This is a genomic window from Stieleria neptunia, assembly GCF_007754155.1.
GTDB lineage: Bacteria > Planctomycetota > Planctomycetia > Pirellulales > Pirellulaceae > Stieleria > Stieleria neptunia.
In genome coordinates this window covers 3,903,759-3,919,472 of record NZ_CP037423.1, presented here as the reverse complement: position 1 = coordinate 3,919,472, position 15,714 = coordinate 3,903,759, and the positions used below count along the sequence as shown (strand labels likewise).

The following is a 15,714-nucleotide window of genomic DNA, read 5'->3' as shown; positions in this document are numbered from 1 at the left end:
GGCGCGAGCCCTCCGGTCTTCCAACCTGCAACCGGACGGCTCGCGCCGTTCCGCTAACACATTGACTGCCAAACCGTGGCGCGTAGCCGCAACCGCTGCGCCGATCACTTTGCTTCATCGAAATACGCTTCGACTGACTCGTACTCCTTGGCGCCTTCGATCTTTTTGTAGCGAAACAGTGATGCCGCGTTGGGGTGATCGATACGCCAGACTTTGAAATCGAACCGCAACGCGAATTGGTAACCCGGCGGCAATTCCAATCCGCCATTGGCTCGCAACATCTCCGTCAGATCGACACGCAACCGCAACGGTTGAGGCCGCTCGTCTTGCGTGATCCAGAGATCCCAGCGGACGTCGTCCTTTTGGATGCCTTGAAAATGAATCGCGGGTGTCTCGCCGCGAAACTGATTGCGATCGAGCAAGCGGACCGATTTCATGCCGGTGGTCAGCGACAACGCGGGATCGATGCCGGCCATGGTCAGGGCCAGAACGGGTTCCGGGTACGGTCCCATCGGCAGCGGCAATTCGAAAACCGCCTGCTGCATCGCCAACGGTTTTTCCAGCACCGTGAATGCCCGTTCGGAGAGCGCGATGGTCGCGGTGACACCATCACAAAAAATCCGGACCCGCTGCTGCTCGTCTTTCAGGTAGATGGTGAACTGATCGGGAACTTGGGTCGCGATTTGGTAGACCGACGTTTGCGTGTTGATGACCGCTCCGTCGACGATCGTGTCGGCGGACAATTCGACGGTCGCTCGAGTCGATTTTGCTTGGACGAGCTGACGGAACAGCGGCTGGAGCGCCGCGACAGCCGGCGCGACAGCCTCCGCGGCTTTCGCCGGTTCCGCGTCGGGCGTTTTCTGATCCTGGCCGCAGGTCGGTCGGACCGCCATCATCAACACCATCCAACTGACACACGACAGGACACGCAACCGTTTCGAACGCGACATGATCGATCCGTGGGAAACGAGGAACAGGACAAGCGATGAGGGAATGCCGCCACAAGACGCGTCGGCAGCGGGGGAAGCGCCGCTCGGCTGCTTCATCGTGACGATGTCCCCGAATAGCTTCCCAGACAAGTTTGATCGCAATTGGGATCGGCTTCCAGTGCTCCGTCAACTTTTAGGGGTAGCGTGCCGCGGAAAAGGGGTCAGGCAGAAGCGTTGGTGTGCAGGCGTTCGCCGCCCACTGTCGCTGCTTAGCAGCGACCGGGAATCGCCTGAAGGCTAGACACCAACGGTTGCTGAATCCCGTTTAACGCATGTCCGTGCCATGGGTACCTGCGATCTTTTTCGCTCGCGCGTGCATCCGACAGTTGACTGCCCGCGAAGATAAGAGTGTTGCGTGTCGGGTGCCATCGCCGACGATCGAGGTCGCGGCGCGGCGAACCCCCGTCGCGTCCGCTTGCCCATCGGAACCATCGACTTCCACCGTTTCATCTGCAATGGATTCGTCCGAGACCACTGAACCGAATTCCGTCTTACAGCGGATCGCCGCCGGGGACTCTGGGGCGGTCGATGATTGTTTGAAGCAATACGGAGGGTTGGTCTGGTCACTGGCCAATCGCTATTGCCGGGTCAGCGGTGATGCCGAAGACGCGGCACAGGAGATTTTTGTCGCTTTGTGGCGAAACGCCGATCGCTTTGATCCGACCAAGGCGGCCGAGTCCACGTTTGTCACCATGATCGCCCGACGCCGGTTGATCGATCGCAATCGCCGCAAGGGATCCAAACCGGAAGTGGTCAGCATCAGCGCTGCGGAAATTGAAATGGCCGATCGCGATCCGATTGATCAGGTCGAACTGTCCGACGAAGCCGCCAAGGCAGCCCGCTGTATGCGTCATCTATCGAAGAACCAGCGTCAAATTTTGACACGGTCGATCGATCGGGGCGAAGCCCAATCGGCGATCGCGACGGCGCTCAACATGCCATTGGGGACCGTCAAGTCCTATGCCCGGCGCGGCATTCTGCAACTGCGTGAGTGCATGAAGCGTCCCCTGTCACCGGAGGCTGCATCGTGAGCAACGCAAGCTTGAATGACCCGACGGAGTTGGAGCTGATGGCCGGCTACGTCCTCGGTGACTTGAACGAAGCCGAAGCCGACCAATTGAAATCCGTTTTGGGTCGGGACGAACGCGCCGCGGAGATCCTTCACGAATTGGAAATGGCAACCGCCGCGGTGCAGCTGGCGACCATGGGGCTCGATGACGATCCGATGCCCGAGGTTGTTGCCGATCGCATCCGCACGGAAGGTCGTCGGATTATTGAGACGCGATCCGCCGAAAGACAACGTCCCGAGGCCACCGTCTCGGTCGCTGCCAAAGGCGTCTCGCCCCGGGAGTGGGTCGCGTGGTTTTGCGCCGCGGCGGCAGTGTTGCTGGCGATCACGCTTTGGCAGCGTGATCCAGGGGCGGCCGATCGCAACGTCCGAGAAGCGCGAGCGGCGATGTTGCGTCAATCCGCTTCGCTGTTGCGAGTCGACTGGACGCCGGGAAAAACCCCGTTCGACCAGCCCGTTATCGGCGACGTCGTCTGGGACTCCGAGTCGCAAACCGGGTTCATGCGGTTCGAGAACATGCCGATCAACGATCCGACCGCGGAGCAGTATCAATTATGGATCATCGATCCGCAGCGTGATGATGAGCCGATCGACGGTGGCGTGTTCGACGTGACCAAGAGCGGGGAGGTGATCGTCGAAATCGACGCAAAGCTGAATGTGATCTCGCCGGCGGCGTTTGCGATCACGATCGAAAAACCCGGCGGCGTGGTCGTCAGCACCCAAGAGCGATTGCCGCTGCTGGCCGCGGTCAACTGAGTCCTGCCGCCTGTTCTGCTTCGCGTTCGGCTCGGATTTCTTCTTTCGTCTTCATCGGAAAGTATTCTTCGACGACCTGGTAAAACTCGTCGGCGCTGGACACGTTCGCGACATGGGTGCGGAAATGCCGTGCACCGTATTTTCCTTGGGCGTAGCAGCAGGCGTATTTCCGCATCAGGATCGTGCCCTTTTCTTCGCCGAAGCGTTCCTTGACCAGATCGTAGTGATGCATCATGCATTGACGTTGTTCTGGCAGACTGGGTTCCGGCGGAATCGGCTGGCCGCGGAGTGCGGCGGCGGCTTGTGAGAACAGCCAGGGGCGACCGAGGCAGGCCCGCGCGATCATGACGCCGTCGACGTCGTAGTGCTTGAAAGCGTGAACGACTTTTTCGGGCGTATCCAGGTCGCCGTTTCCGATCAACGGAATGTGTTTCAGGTGGGCCTTGATTTCGCTGATCCGGTCCCAGTCGGCGTGTCCGCGAAACATGTCCTTGGCGGTGCGACCGTGAACGGTCAGCGCCGCCGCGCCGGCCTCTTCGACCACCCGTGCGACTTCGTTGCAATTGACCGAATCGGGGCTGCAGCCGAGTCTGATTTTTGCGGTCACGGGCGTCGGCGCGCACGCGGTGACCAGTTGGGAAATGATCTCGAACATCCGGTTCGGCGTCCGCAACAGATAGCTGCCGCTGTGTGCTTTCTCGGTGACCTGGCGGACGGGGCAACCGAAATTAATGTCCACGACACTGACTTGGTATTCCTCGACCAGCCGCCGCCCGACCTTGGCCATCGTTTCCGGGTCGTTGTCCCAGATCTGCACGGCCAGGGGGCGGGGTTCCTCAGCCACACCCCACAGACGCTCGGGATGTTCGGCTTCGTTTTCGTCCATCCAGACAAAGCCCCGGGCGTTGACCATTTCGGTCGCGATCAATCCGGCGCCGCCATATTCACGGACCATCTGACGGAATGCGGCGTTGGTAAAGCCCGCCATCGGGGCTTGCAGGATCGGCGGATCGACGACCAGATCGCCGATCCGAAACGCGGGTGGGGGGAAGGGGCGTGACATGGCGAGTGCTTCGGCTACATTCAATTTTGAGGTTGCGATTGTCGGGCGGAAAAGGGGTCAGGTACCAAAAACCAAATGGCCCGTAGGGTGCTTCGCATTTTTGGTACCTGACCCCTTTTCCGCGGTACTCTAAATCTAAATGTTGACGAAGCACTCGTGCTTTCTCGGGTGGTGATTCCCCGTCACTCTAAAACGCACGCGACCAACTGGCAATGATCGAATAGTCCGTCTCCAACTGGATTCCGTCCAGATCTTGCGCCAACGTGGGCACAATTTCCATGTTCAGATAGTTGCCTTTCCAATTCAACTGGCCGCCGATGCCCAGGTTGTACCAGTATCCGCCGCGAAAACTTTCGACGTTGGTGCTGATCCCCGCGTCGGGTGTCTGCGGATCGGCGCCATCAATGTTGTCACGCCAGACGTGCTCCCCGCGCAGCGACAGGGCGAACGCGTCGCAGACCAGATACTGGGTCCAGGTGTTGAGGCGGACTTCGGCACCGAGACGGTAATCGCGATAGTTCTTGCCCATCGGCAGATCGGACTGCACCTGCCCACCCCAGCTCCAATCGTCGGCGAAGTACCGCACGGTCATGCCGGGACGTGCGTTGAACGTCCCGCTGCCCAGCCGCATCGGGTAGGGCAGGGCTTGTGACATCATGCCAGCGGTCGGTGTCGACGAGGTGCGAAAAATGTCTCCGGTGGGCACGGTCCCGCCCAGATTCAAAATCCAATCGCAGCGCTGGGTGCTGTACAGACGCAGCAAGGCGCCCAAGGCCGTGTCACCGAAACCGCTGTTGTGGGTGGTGAATTCGGTTCCCGCGCCGGCCGGGTTCATCGGACCGCGGATGTGGTCCATGGTCAAGCTGGGCAACATCAGCATCGTGTACAGCGTCACATTGTCGGTGGCACCGTACATCACGTGGGTCATGTGCATCTCCATCGTCATTTGCGTCGGGGCCGCCATCCGGTTGGTCATCGGCGAGCTCGTCGCACCGAACGCGATCGCCTCGGAATCGCTGACGGTCCGGTCGCCGATCCGATTGTCTTCCATGTACATGTTCATGTACTTGTACTCGACCATCCATTCGCCCTTTTCGTGCACATGATCGCCCGCGATTCCTGCCGGACCATGTTTGTCGGCCAGCGATTTTCGTCCGGGATGGTCGGCCGTTGAAATCGATGTGGTCAGAAACAGCGAGGCAACGGCCGTGAGAAGATGAAGGGGTTTCACCGTCATGAGTAAGCATCCGTGCTGGGAAAATCGTGTCAGGGAAGGTGCTTTTCTCATCGACTCGCCGCAGGTCAAGTTTCAATTTCCGCCGCTTGGGTGTCGGCAATCGGTATCATCCGACCAGGTGGACCGCCTTGCCGAATCTTGCCAAACTCGGGTCGACTCCTCAGCGGACCGTTTGCTATAGCCGCTAGGGTGGTGCCAAAATCGGGCACCGGCTTCCCAGGGACTGGAGAGCCAAACTTCGCAAAACACCGTATTTTTCCGAGTTTGTCGAGACTGAGACAGCCCGGTCGCAACGGTGAGCCATTGACGCAGGACGGATTCGACTGATGGGCGTGATCTTCGGTTTACCGGTTGTTTCGATTTTCATCTTCATCGCCGCAGGGCTGTTTCTCGGGCATCTGTTTTGGTACCGAGACACCAGCGGCTTGGACGCCAGGATTCGCGAACTGGAGGACGAGCTTGCCGCGGCGGGTGGCGAATCATCCAGCCAACACGGCGAGGTACTCTCGCTGCAGCGGTCCTTGGACGAGCAACGCGGGGATCTGGAGCGGGTGCGCGAGGAAGCCGCGTCGTTGCGCCAGGAAAACGCAGCCCTGGAAGCATCGATCGAACAGACCCGCGAAAATGCGGCCCTCGAAAACGAGGATTTGCAGCGCGCCGAAGAACGGTTGCAAGCGTTGCGAGACGAATATGACGCATTGAAAGCGGAGCACGAGCAGACGCTGGCGGACAAGCATGCCGCGGAGCTGCGAATCACGGCCAACGAAACCGCGGCCCTGGAAGCCGGTGATGAACTGGGGCGACAGACCGCATTGATCGAATCGCTGTCCAAAACCAATGAAGCACAGCTTGCCGAAATCCGGCACTTGAAAGAACAAGTCGAACGGCTGGGCGAGACTAGCGAATCAGACGTCGCCGATCGCGAGGCCCTGATCGCTCGACTGAAAAACGAGCTGGCCGAAAGCGAAATGTATCGCCAAGCGACCCAAGACAAACTGGACGCGGTGCAGGCCCAGCTGGACGAACACGTATCGTCCACGCAGCAGCACGATCAAGCGTTTGAATCCCTGCAGCGCGAGCGCGACGAATTGCAACAGCAACGTGACGAATCGTCGCAGAAATACGCGTCCGTCGTGACCAGCATCGAGACGATGCAACAGCAGCTCGCCAGCGCCCTGGACCAGGCCGAACGGACCGCCGATCAGAACGAGCGACTGGCCGACATGATCGAAGAAAAACAACACCAGATCGCCGAACTGGAATCCCGAGCCGCCGAGGCCGAGGCGGCGTGCGAAGGACTGGAAACCCTGCAAACCGAACTCTCCACCGCCACCGCGGCGCTGACCAAAGTCGAATGCCAACTGGAAGACCGGACGGCGGAACTGCAAGACCGAGACCGCTTGGTGGAATCCCTCCGCGGCGAAATCGATCAATTGAAAGTGGCACGGCAAGAAGGCGCCGATGCCCAAGAAGAAGTCCGCGAATTGATCGCCGAGTTGCACGAGCTGAAACAGATCAAACTGAAACTGGAAGACAAACTCGCCGCGCAAGCCGAACAGCTTGAACAGATCGCCGAACTGCAAGAACGCATCGAAGAGCAGGACGCGGAACTGGAATTCATCGCCAGCGAAGTCGAAGACGAACGCGGCATTCGAAGCGAACTGGAAGATAAACTGAGCGAAAAGACGACCACCATCGCCGACCTGTCCCAACGGTGCGAACTGATTCTACCGCTCGAAAACGAAACGAAAACGCTGCATGCGGAACTCGCCGCGGGCCGGGAAACCATCGAGCAGCTTTCGACCAAGCTGAACGAAAACGAACACATCGTCACGCAGCTGCAAGAACGCCTGCAGGTGATCGACATCCTGGAAAGCGAACAACAGTCGCTGCGACAAAGCTTGGACCAGTCTGCCGGAACGATCGACCGGTTGACCGGAAAACTGCAAGAAAGCGAACGAACGGTCGCGCGACAAACCGAGCAGTTGCAGGCCATGGAGGCACTGCAAGACGACAACCAGACGCTGGCCGCCGAACTGATTTCGGCTCAGGCAGCGGCCGAAGAAACCGCAGCGCAGCTTCGCCAGCACGAACGGATGATCGCCGAACAATCGGCCCAGCTGGAAATCTTGGGCGACCTGGAAACGGAGAAAGGATCGCTTTCTGAAAAACTGATCGACTCGCTCGCGTCGATCGAACAGCTGACCGCACAATTGCACGACAGCGATCAAACGCTGGCACAGCATTCCGAACAGCTTGAGCAGATGGAACAGCTGGAAAACGAAAAACAATCACTCGCCGAACGATTGGAATCCTCGCTCGCGTCGATCGAACAACTGACCGCCCAGCTACACGACAGCGAATCGACGGTCGCCCAGCACGCCAAACAGCTGGAGTTGATGGAGGCACTGGAAAACGACAACCAATCGCTCGCCGACAAGCTGCAATCGAATCTCGAAAAGCTCGACCACATGGCGACGAACTTACGCGACCGTGACGCGGAACTCACCGAACTGACCGAGCAGTGTGAACGCATCAGCGGCCTCGAAGCTCAAATCGAAACGCTGGCACAGGACCTACAGGTCAGTCGATCGACCATCGATGACCTGACAGGACAACTTGGCGAACGCGATGCCCAAATCACCGAGCTGACCGAGCGGTGCCAGGCCATCACGCCGCTTGCCGAAGAAACGCAAACGCTGACCAAGCGGTTGGCGGAACTCGAACGGACCGAGGCCGGGCTGCGGGAAAGCTTGAGCGATCAAGATCGCGAGATCGAAACATTGCGTGACCGAGAACGCGAACTCAACTCCTTGCAGGACCAATTTGCCGAGACGCAACTGCTGTTGCAGGAAACCGATGCCCAGCGGGCCGCACTGGCCGAAACCGCGACGGGTCAGCAATCCGAAATCGAATCGCTGCAACAAGAACTGCAACAGATCAAGCCCCTGCAAGGGGAGCTGGAGGTGAAAGACGAACAGCTTGCCAAGTCGGCCCGCGAAGTCGAGACGTTGTCGATGCAGATCGGTGAGCGTGAAGCGGTGATCGCGGACTTGAATCGACGCATCGGTTCGGTGGTCGATCTGGAAAAGCAACTGCACATGCGAGAACGCGACGTCATCGAGTTGAAAACGCAAAGCGATCTGCAGACGCGGGCCTTTTCCGAACAACGCGACGAGTTGCTCCGGCTGCGGCACGACGTCGCCGAGCTGGAAGCGACCAACAAACAGCTCGCGATCACGCGAGACCGCCTGTCCAAGGCCGACTTGCAGTGCGACGAACTGGTCGCCGCCAATCAGGTTTTGGAAAGCCATGTCGCCAAGCTGGGCAAAGAGCTGGAGGTCCAAGCCGTCTCGGTCGAGGATTTGAATCGACGGCTGGAGACGAAGTCGAACCAGCACGAGGCGGCGATCGCGGAACTGCGCCAGGCCTCGACCGATTTGAAGCAACAAACCGCGGTGGTCAAGCAACTGCAATCACAACTTGCCGAACTGGACGAATTGCGGGCGGCCAACAAAATGCTTGCCGCCAAGAGTGCGGACCTGATCAGCCATCTCAAACGCGTCAGTGGCGAACATGAAGACAGCTTGAAAGCCAACGAGCATGCCCAGACCACGATTCGCGAGCTGCAAAACGAGATCCACGCCCAGACGGCCACGATCCGCACACTGCGTCGCGAGCGCGGTTCGATCGCAGACCTGGACGGCGACGACGATCGCAAGGCGGCGTAACGCAAGCGGTCCTTGACGCTGGGGACGTCGATTGTTTTGCTGCTCGATTTGCACCCCATTTAGTTTCTCGCAACGTTTGAAAACCGATGAATGACGCCCCACTCGACCCCGAAAAACGGCCTGCCTCGGCTGAGGAATCGTCGCGAGGGCCGATGATGCGGCTCGACGACGTGCTCAAACGGGCCGGTTGCGTGGGGACCGGCGGCCAGGCGAAAATCTGGATCCAAGACGGCCAGGTGACCGTCAACGGGGAAATCGAAACGCGTCGGCGCAAACAGCTGTTTTTAGGCGATGTGGTCGAAACCATGGGCCAGCGGATCACGCTGGACGAAAGCTTTTTCGATTGTTAGCTGAAAAGTTGGGTGAAACCGGCAGTTTCACTGTTGACTGTCGCCGATCCGTCGCTGGATACTGCGCAACGCTGAGAAAGCTGGCGGCGGCGAATTTTCCGCCCTTCTCGGTGTAGTCCACTTCGGTGACCTACTGTTGAGAACCCGTGATCCTTGGACGTTTCAGGGATTCGAGGTTCAACCCCAAGACCGGCACTTCGGCGGATTCAACGCCGATCCGGTCTCGAGGCCATTTTCATTTGATGTCCGGAATGCCCACCGGCAGGAGCAGAAACTTTTAGTGGCGTTGGCACGACGAAACCCCCAACCAGAAAGTCGCGATACCGTTCGCATCAATTCCAGTATCCGAATCAGTCCGATTCGAGTTGTCAGCGAGACTGGCGAACAACTCGGAGTGATTTCGACCGAAGACGCCCTCGAGCGTGCACGTGATGTCGGCCTGGATCTGGTTGAAGTCGCTCCCAATGAGCGACCCCCAGTTTGCCGAATCATGGATTACGGCAAATACAAATACGACAAGAACAAAAAAACGAACCGCAATCAAAGTCACACCAAGACGAAAGAAATTCGCTTGCGGCCGAAAACCGGCGACGAAGACATTCGAACGAAAATTCGACGCGCCGAAAAGTTCTTGAAGCACAAGGACAAGGTTCAAGTCAGTGTGCTGTTCCGTGGACGCGAAATGGCTCACATCGAAGAAGGCCGCAAGGTGATGGAGCAGGTCATCGAATTGCTCGACGAAGTCGGCAAGGTCGAAACCTCGCCCCAGCAACACGGTCGTCGGATGATCTGTATGATCGCGCCGCGTTAACCAACGGGCAACTCGTCGGCGCGTTAAGTGGGATGGGCTTCCAGCCTGTCGACGCTGGAATGACCAGCCCTATTTTCAGTTCGACGCCCAAGTGGTAGCGGCAGGGCGCGAGCCCAATGCCACTTACTTTGACGCCAAGCGGGGTGTTTTTGTTAGCGGTAGGGCGCGAGCCCTCCGGTCTTTCACGGTGTTTTTTGAAGCGCAACCGGACGGCTCGCGCCGTTCCGCTAACATCACCACAACCGCCATGTCCGCTGTCACCGTCAATGCCGTTTGCCAAACGCTTTCCCAGTGGGCTCCACTGCAGCTGGCGGAATCCTGGGACAACGTCGGCCTGTTGATCGGTGATCGCAAACGCGAGATCGGCAAGGTGCTGACCTGTTTGACCGTGACGCCCGGCGTGGTCACCGAAGCGATCGAGCAGCACGCCGACTTGATCGTCACCCACCACCCGATCCCGTTTCGCCCACTGCCACGCATCACCTGTGATTCGATCACCGGCGAAATCCTGTGGCGGCTGATCGGCGCCAAGATCGCCGTCTACAGCGCCCACACCGCGTTCGACTCCGCCACCGAAGGAATCAACCAGAGCTGGGCGGAGTCGCTGGGCCTGACCTCGATTCAACCGATCAACGCCCCCACGACGGAGAACCCGTTGGGCAGCGGACGACACGGGACGCTGCCGACCGAAACGCCGGCGCGCGATGTGATCCGGCGCTGTGCCGAACTGGCGAATGGCCGATCGGCCCCCCGCGGTGTCGGACCGCTCGATCGCCCGATCACGAAAGTCGGTTTCGCGTGTGGCAGCGGAGGCTCGTTCGTCGCCCAAGCGTCCCGCTGCGGGTGCCAACTTTTGATCACCGGCGAAGCCAGTTTCCATGATTGCTTGGAAGCCGAGTCGCGGGGCATGGCACTGGGGTTGCTGGGGCACTACCACAGCGAACGTTTCGCGATGGAGCGGTTGGCGGAACGACTCGCCGACACCTTCCCGACGCTGACCCTGTGGCCCAGCGCCGCCGAATCCGACCCGATCCAGACGGTTTGAGGGGTGGATTCAGCGCGGCATTTTGCGGCGTGGTGATGGCTTGCGTGACCTCGACAGGCAACGCTGTGAAGCATTTTTTAGCGGCAGGGCGCGAGCCCTCCGGTCTTTCACGGTGTTTTTGAAACGCGACTGGACGGCTCACGCTCTGTCGATTTCGTGGGCCGCGCGCCGCGTAAGCGGCCGGGCATCCTGGCGCCCGCCCGAGGCCTTACGGCCTGCGGCTCACCATTGACTCAGCAGATCCCGAATCAATCAACAGGCCGGCCAGCGAGTGGCGCGTGGACGAATCGACCGCCCCGGCCGTCGCAATGCTAGGCCCTGGCGGTCCAAACTGCCAAAATGTCATTGCCAGGTGGCGGCATGGCGTTTGCGGCGTGGTGTGCGAGCCGTCGAATTCATGAGAGAATCGTGGTGAGCGAGTTTCCCGTACGACGCTGATTCCCACGCACGGCTGTAAGGCTGGGCCGCTGGAACAAGTATTCCTGGTAGAAAGCCGGCGGCACCCGGCCGCCGCCAGGCCCACCGAGCTGGCCCACCGAACGCCGGTCAGACCACGAAGTACACCGACCTTGATGATGGAGTCGAAATGACGAGACGAGAGAAATGGCTAGCCGCCCTGCCGGTGTACAACGAAGTCGACTACGTGAGCGAGATTTTGGACCAGGTCGTTCAATATGCGTCCAACGTCCTGGTCGTCGATGACGGTTCGACCGACGGGACGGACAAACTTCTGGCCGCGCGTGACGACGTGACGGTGATTCGTCATGAACAGAATCGCGGCTACGGCGCAGCGCTGCAAACCGCCTTTGACTACACCCTGGCGAACGGATTTGACGGCGTCGTCACGCTCGACTGCGACGGCCAGCACCAGCCGAAACGGATCCCCGCCTTCATTGACATGGCCCGCTCGGCCGACATCGTGTCGGGCAGCCGCTACCTGCATCATTTCGAAGGCGACGACGCGCCGCCGGAAGAGCGGATGTTTATCAACCGCCGCATCACGGCCGATTTGAACCGCCGACTGGGGCTGCAACTGACCGACGCCTTTTGCGGGTTCAAAGCATACCGCAGCGAAGCGTTGCAACATTTTGTCATCACCGACACCGGGTACGCGATGCCGCTGCAGTTGTGGGTCCAGGCCGCCGAAGCGGGATTACGGATCGCCGAGATGGCGGTGCCATTGATCTATCTGGATCTACAGCGATCGTTCGGCGGCGCGCTCGATCACGCGGAAACGCGTTTGAAACATTACAATCAGGTGATCGACGATGAGATCGCGCGGCTGTGCGCCAGCGGCCGTCATGTCACCCACGCGGCCAGCGGAGACTTGGTCTGCGTCCACGAGGCCGGTTAGACGCGGAATGATCAGCCCAGGTCACACCTTTGACGCCGAGTCCGATTCAAAATTCGAGGCTTTCCACGCGCCGCGCGGTCACTGCGAACGCTTGATCCATCCGCCGATCGATGGCGCCGCGGCGATGATGGTCGAGAACCAAACGCGGGCCGCGGCGTACCCGATCGAGATCGCTTCGCTTCGTCAACCCGCGCGCGACCAACTGTTGCGTGATGCCCGCCGCTACACCTCGGCCTATCGCGACATCGGTTTCGTCGGCTCCGCCGATCAAACGATCGTGATGGCCGGTCACCAACCGACGTTGTTCCACCCGGGCGTCTGGTTCAAGAACTTCGCGCTCGATCGGGTCGGTAAACTCTCCGGCTCCGTCGCGGTCAACCTGGTCGTCGATAGCGACGTCGCAGGTCCCAGCAGCCTGCGGGTTCCGCACATCAACGGCGACACGGGCAGCGTCGGATTCAACGCCGTCGCGTTCGACCGCCGTGGCGGCGGCGTTCCCTACGAGCAGTCGCTGGTCGAGGATCGCGAGCTGTTTGACGTCTTTGATCGCAACGTGGCTGAGACGGTCGCCGGAATCGTCGAAAACCCGTTGATCCCGACGTTGTGGCAGCACTCTCGAGACGCAATCAACCGCTGCGGTTATGCCGGCTGCGCGTTGGCTCAGGGCCGGCACCGGCTGGAAGCCGACCTGGGGTTGCAGACCCTGGAGATCCCGCAAAGCGTCGTCTGTCGCGGCGAGGCGTTCGCGTCGTTTGCGATGCAAATTTTGAGAGACCTGCCGAGATTCCACGACTGCTACAACGCGGCGGCGGAATTTTATCGGGCCGCCCATGGCATTCGCAGCAAGGCCCATCCGGTACCCAATTTGGGACGCGACGGCGATTGGCTGGAAGCTCCGTTTTGGGTTTATGGCAACCAATCGCCAAAACGACGCAGCGTCTGGGTGCGAGTTTCGGCGGCGGGATCGGCAATGGAAATCAGCGACCGGGACAAGCGGCAACGAAAAATTGACGCCGCCGATCAGCCCGCGGCGGCGGACGCGTTCTTAGCCCTGGCGAGCCCCGAATTCAAGATTCGCAGCCGCGCGCTGATCACGACGATGTACGCCCGCATGGTGCTCAGCGATCTCTTTCTGCACGGCATCGGCGGCGGCAAGTACGATCAACTCGGTGACTTGATCAGTCGAGCGTTCTGGAACGTGGATCCGCCAAGTTTCATGGTGATGTCCTCGACGGTGTTGCTGCCGGGACACCAACGTTATCCCAGTGCCGCAGTCGACGAAGCGATCCGCCAACGGAATCGACAGCTCCGTGATTTAGACTTCCAGCCGGAACGTTACGCCGAGCGCGGCGACATCGATCCGAAATGGATCACGGCCAAACGCGAACTGCTGGCCGCGATTCCCCCCAAAGGCCAACGCCGCGGCTGGCACGGTGAGATCACGGCGCTGAATCAAAAGATGGCGTCACGGCTGGCAGCCTTGCGTCAAACGCTGGAAGAGGAGAAGTCCGAGCTGCAACAACGTCGGCGCGAAGCGGCGATCTGGAACAGCCGCGAGCATTCGTTCTGCATCTACCCGCTGGATTATTTGATGGAATCCTACGAGCAGATGTTGGGTTGACAACAACACGTTGTGCATCCCGGATGGGATGCCAGCGAGCACGGTAGAAGCTATGAAAAGCCGCGGCGATTAAGCTCTGAGAGTCAACATCACTCAACTTCAGAGGCTTAATCATGACCGCGACCGGTATTCAGTCTACTTCAATTTCCTCCACTTTGTTTGTCGCTTTGGAACTCAGCAAATCCGTTTGGAAGCTTGGTTTTGCTTGCGCCGAGCATCCGAGCCTTCGGATTCGAAATGTTGCCGCCGGCGACCTCCGGCAATTTGAATCCGAATTATTAGCCGCAAAACGCAAGTTCGCACTCGAGGACGACGCAGGGACCGTAACCTGCTACGAAGCCGGACGCGATGGTTTCTGGATTCATCGGGCGTTGGAAGCGATTGGGCTGACCAATCACGTGATCGAATCGGCATCTCTTGAAGTCGATCGACGCAGCAAGCAGCGCAAGACCGATCGTCTGGACGTCCAAAAAATGGTCCACGCGTTGCTACGGTATTACCGTGGCGAACGTGGAGCACTACGGCCGATTCACGTCCCGTTGATGGAAGACGAAGACATTCGCAATCTGCAGCGAGGCCTGCAGTCAATCCGCAAGGACAAACGGCGATTAACCAACCGGATCAAAGGTCTGCTGTTCGCCCAAGGCATTGTGCTCGGAACGATCGATTCTGAGTTCGAAGCAATACTTGAAACGCTAAAAACGGGTGACGGTCAACCGATCGGAGCGTATCTCCGAAAACGATTGCAGCTGGAGTTCACTCGGCTGAAGCTTTGTGTTTGCCAGATTCGAGAATTGGAAGAGCAACGAGCCGAGTTGTTTCGTCAGGCGAACGCTGCGGCCGATCAATGTGCCTCGCGTCAACAGATTGCAGATCGCCTGGTCGAACTCTGCGGGATCGGAGTGGAATGTGCGTGGACGCTTTCGACGGAGCTGTTTTCATGGCGTGAATTCCGGAATCGTCGTCAACTCGGAGCGGTCGTTGGACTCGCGCCAACGCCTTACAGCAGCGGTGCACTGAATCGTGAGCAGGGCATCAGCAAGGCGGGTCGCGGTGATGTGCGAAGCTTACTTGTTGAGGTTGGATGGTTGTGGCTGCGTTATCAACCTCAAAGCGACTTAGCTCGGTGGTTCCGGGAAAAAGCGGGGGGACAGAGCAGCCGCATGCGTCGAATCGCGATTGTGGCATTGGCCCGCAAGTTGGTCATCGCGCTTTGGAAGTATGCGATGCAAGGGGAACTACCACGCGGAGCGAAATTCAAATCACCCGCACAAAAACGTCGTCTGCGTAAGACCGCAAGTCTAGGCGCAGTGAACTTGCAGGAGGTTGCGATGGCATAATTTTCAATTCAGGCTCTCGTTGCTCTATTTGCGGGTGTCGACGAGCAGTGACGATCGATCAGATCGCTGGACCGAGCATGCCCTGGGCTCACTTCCAGTGAGACCGACCTTGTAGAAGGGTTTTGGCGATCTGTTCGACGTTTCCCCCTGATTCGGCTATCGAAGCATGCAGCTTTAGGTTCCCGGCCAGACCGGAACGGATAGAAGGTGGTTGCATAACGTTCACTGGGGAAACGTTGATCGGTTCACTACCTCGGAGCCTCCCCAACAAAGGCAACCGCTGCCGTCGTCTTCGTCCGGCCCTCGGTCGCCATTCGCTCCGCTCGTTCCTCGCTGCGCCGGGGTGAG

Annotated in this window: 12 protein-coding genes; 9 read left to right on the top strand and 3 right to left on the bottom strand. The window is 59.4% G+C overall.

Annotated features, from left to right (window positions below):
- Positions 1-104: 104 nt before the first annotated feature.
- A complete protein-coding gene (locus Enr13x_RS13645; RefSeq protein ID WP_145386826.1) occupies positions 105-1,046 on the bottom strand; it encodes a DUF2092 domain-containing protein in 942 nt (313 codons plus the stop codon).
- A 398-nt stretch (positions 1,047-1,444) separates the two neighbouring features.
- Here Enr13x_RS13645 and Enr13x_RS13640 point away from each other — a divergent pair, with 398 nt between their 5' ends.
- Together Enr13x_RS13640 and Enr13x_RS13635 are read left to right on the top strand one after the other, a co-directional pair.
- Positions 1,445-2,020: an RNA polymerase sigma factor gene (locus tag Enr13x_RS13640; RefSeq protein ID WP_145386824.1), complete on the top strand. Its 576-nt coding sequence runs from the start codon at positions 1,445-1,447 to the stop codon at positions 2,018-2,020.
- Positions 2,017-2,814, top strand: coding sequence for an anti-sigma factor (locus Enr13x_RS13635; protein ID WP_231744271.1), 798 nt, complete (start codon positions 2,017-2,019; stop codon positions 2,812-2,814). The genes Enr13x_RS13640 and Enr13x_RS13635 overlap by 4 nt, the downstream gene beginning before the upstream one ends.
- On the opposite strand, the gene dusB is transcribed toward Enr13x_RS13635, so the two are convergent.
- Together dusB and Enr13x_RS13625 are read right to left on the bottom strand one after the other, a co-directional pair.
- The gene (dusB, locus tag Enr13x_RS13630; RefSeq protein WP_145386823.1) at positions 2,807-3,877 is read right to left on the bottom strand and encodes a tRNA dihydrouridine synthase DusB; all 1,071 of its coding nucleotides are present in this window, start codon (positions 3,875-3,877) and stop codon (positions 2,807-2,809) included. The genes Enr13x_RS13635 and dusB overlap by 8 nt on opposite strands.
- Positions 3,878-4,064: 187 nt before the next feature.
- The gene (locus Enr13x_RS13625; RefSeq protein ID WP_145386820.1) at positions 4,065-5,114 is read right to left on the bottom strand and encodes a transporter; all 1,050 of its coding nucleotides are present in this window, start codon (positions 5,112-5,114) and stop codon (positions 4,065-4,067) included.
- 326 nt (positions 5,115-5,440) lie between these two features.
- Here Enr13x_RS13625 and Enr13x_RS13620 point away from each other — a divergent pair, with 326 nt between their 5' ends.
- The 7 genes from Enr13x_RS13620 to Enr13x_RS13590 all read left to right on the top strand — a co-directional run bounded on the left by Enr13x_RS13620 (position 5,441) and on the right by Enr13x_RS13590 (position 15,366).
- Positions 5,441-8,845 (top strand): hypothetical protein, encoded by a 3,405-nt coding sequence (locus Enr13x_RS13620; protein WP_145386818.1) that lies wholly within the window; start codon positions 5,441-5,443, stop codon positions 8,843-8,845.
- 86 nt (positions 8,846-8,931) lie between these two features.
- Positions 8,932-9,195 (top strand): RNA-binding S4 domain-containing protein, encoded by a 264-nt coding sequence (locus Enr13x_RS13615; RefSeq protein ID WP_231744270.1) that lies wholly within the window; start codon positions 8,932-8,934, stop codon positions 9,193-9,195.
- Between the two features lie 280 nt (positions 9,196-9,475).
- Positions 9,476-10,006, top strand: coding sequence for a translation initiation factor IF-3 (gene infC, locus Enr13x_RS13610; RefSeq protein WP_145386816.1), 531 nt, complete (start codon positions 9,476-9,478; stop codon positions 10,004-10,006).
- 247 nt (positions 10,007-10,253) lie between these two features.
- Positions 10,254-11,051: a Nif3-like dinuclear metal center hexameric protein gene (locus Enr13x_RS13605; protein WP_145386814.1), complete on the top strand. Its 798-nt coding sequence runs from the start codon at positions 10,254-10,256 to the stop codon at positions 11,049-11,051.
- Between the two features lie 586 nt (positions 11,052-11,637).
- Positions 11,638-12,405 (top strand): glycosyltransferase family 2 protein, encoded by a 768-nt coding sequence (locus Enr13x_RS13600; RefSeq protein WP_145386811.1) that lies wholly within the window; start codon positions 11,638-11,640, stop codon positions 12,403-12,405.
- Positions 12,406-12,412: 7 nt separating this feature from the next.
- Complete coding sequence (locus tag Enr13x_RS13595) at positions 12,413-14,026, top strand: hypothetical protein (protein WP_145386809.1); 1,614 nt, start codon at positions 12,413-12,415, stop codon at positions 14,024-14,026.
- 113 nt (positions 14,027-14,139) lie between these two features.
- Complete coding sequence (locus Enr13x_RS13590; RefSeq protein ID WP_095739234.1) at positions 14,140-15,366, top strand: IS110 family RNA-guided transposase; 1,227 nt, start codon at positions 14,140-14,142, stop codon at positions 15,364-15,366.
- Positions 15,367-15,714 lie beyond the last annotated feature (348 nt).

What these genes read in the sequence shown, in the direction of transcription:
- dusB (WP_145386823.1), bottom strand. Translation starts at nt 3,877, where the DNA reads ATGTCACGCCCCTTCCCCCCACCCGCGTTTCGGATCGGCGATCTGGTC.
- Enr13x_RS13595 (WP_145386809.1), top strand. Translation starts at nt 12,413, where the DNA reads ATGATCAGCCCAGGTCACACCTTTGACGCCGAGTCCGATTCAAAATTC.
- Enr13x_RS13615 (WP_231744270.1), top strand. Translation starts at nt 8,932, where the DNA reads ATGAATGACGCCCCACTCGACCCCGAAAAACGGCCTGCCTCGGCTGAG.
- Enr13x_RS13600 (WP_145386811.1), top strand. Translation starts at nt 11,638, where the DNA reads ATGACGAGACGAGAGAAATGGCTAGCCGCCCTGCCGGTGTACAACGAA.
- Enr13x_RS13605 (WP_145386814.1), top strand. Translation starts at nt 10,254, where the DNA reads ATGTCCGCTGTCACCGTCAATGCCGTTTGCCAAACGCTTTCCCAGTGG.
- Enr13x_RS13640 (WP_145386824.1), top strand. Translation starts at nt 1,445, where the DNA reads ATGGATTCGTCCGAGACCACTGAACCGAATTCCGTCTTACAGCGGATC.
- Enr13x_RS13620 (WP_145386818.1), top strand. Translation starts at nt 5,441, where the DNA reads ATGGGCGTGATCTTCGGTTTACCGGTTGTTTCGATTTTCATCTTCATC.
- Enr13x_RS13590 (WP_095739234.1), top strand. Translation starts at nt 14,140, where the DNA reads ATGACCGCGACCGGTATTCAGTCTACTTCAATTTCCTCCACTTTGTTT.
- Enr13x_RS13625 (WP_145386820.1), bottom strand. Translation starts at nt 5,114, where the DNA reads ATGACGGTGAAACCCCTTCATCTTCTCACGGCCGTTGCCTCGCTGTTT.
- Enr13x_RS13645 (WP_145386826.1), bottom strand. Translation starts at nt 1,046, where the DNA reads ATGAAGCAGCCGAGCGGCGCTTCCCCCGCTGCCGACGCGTCTTGTGGC.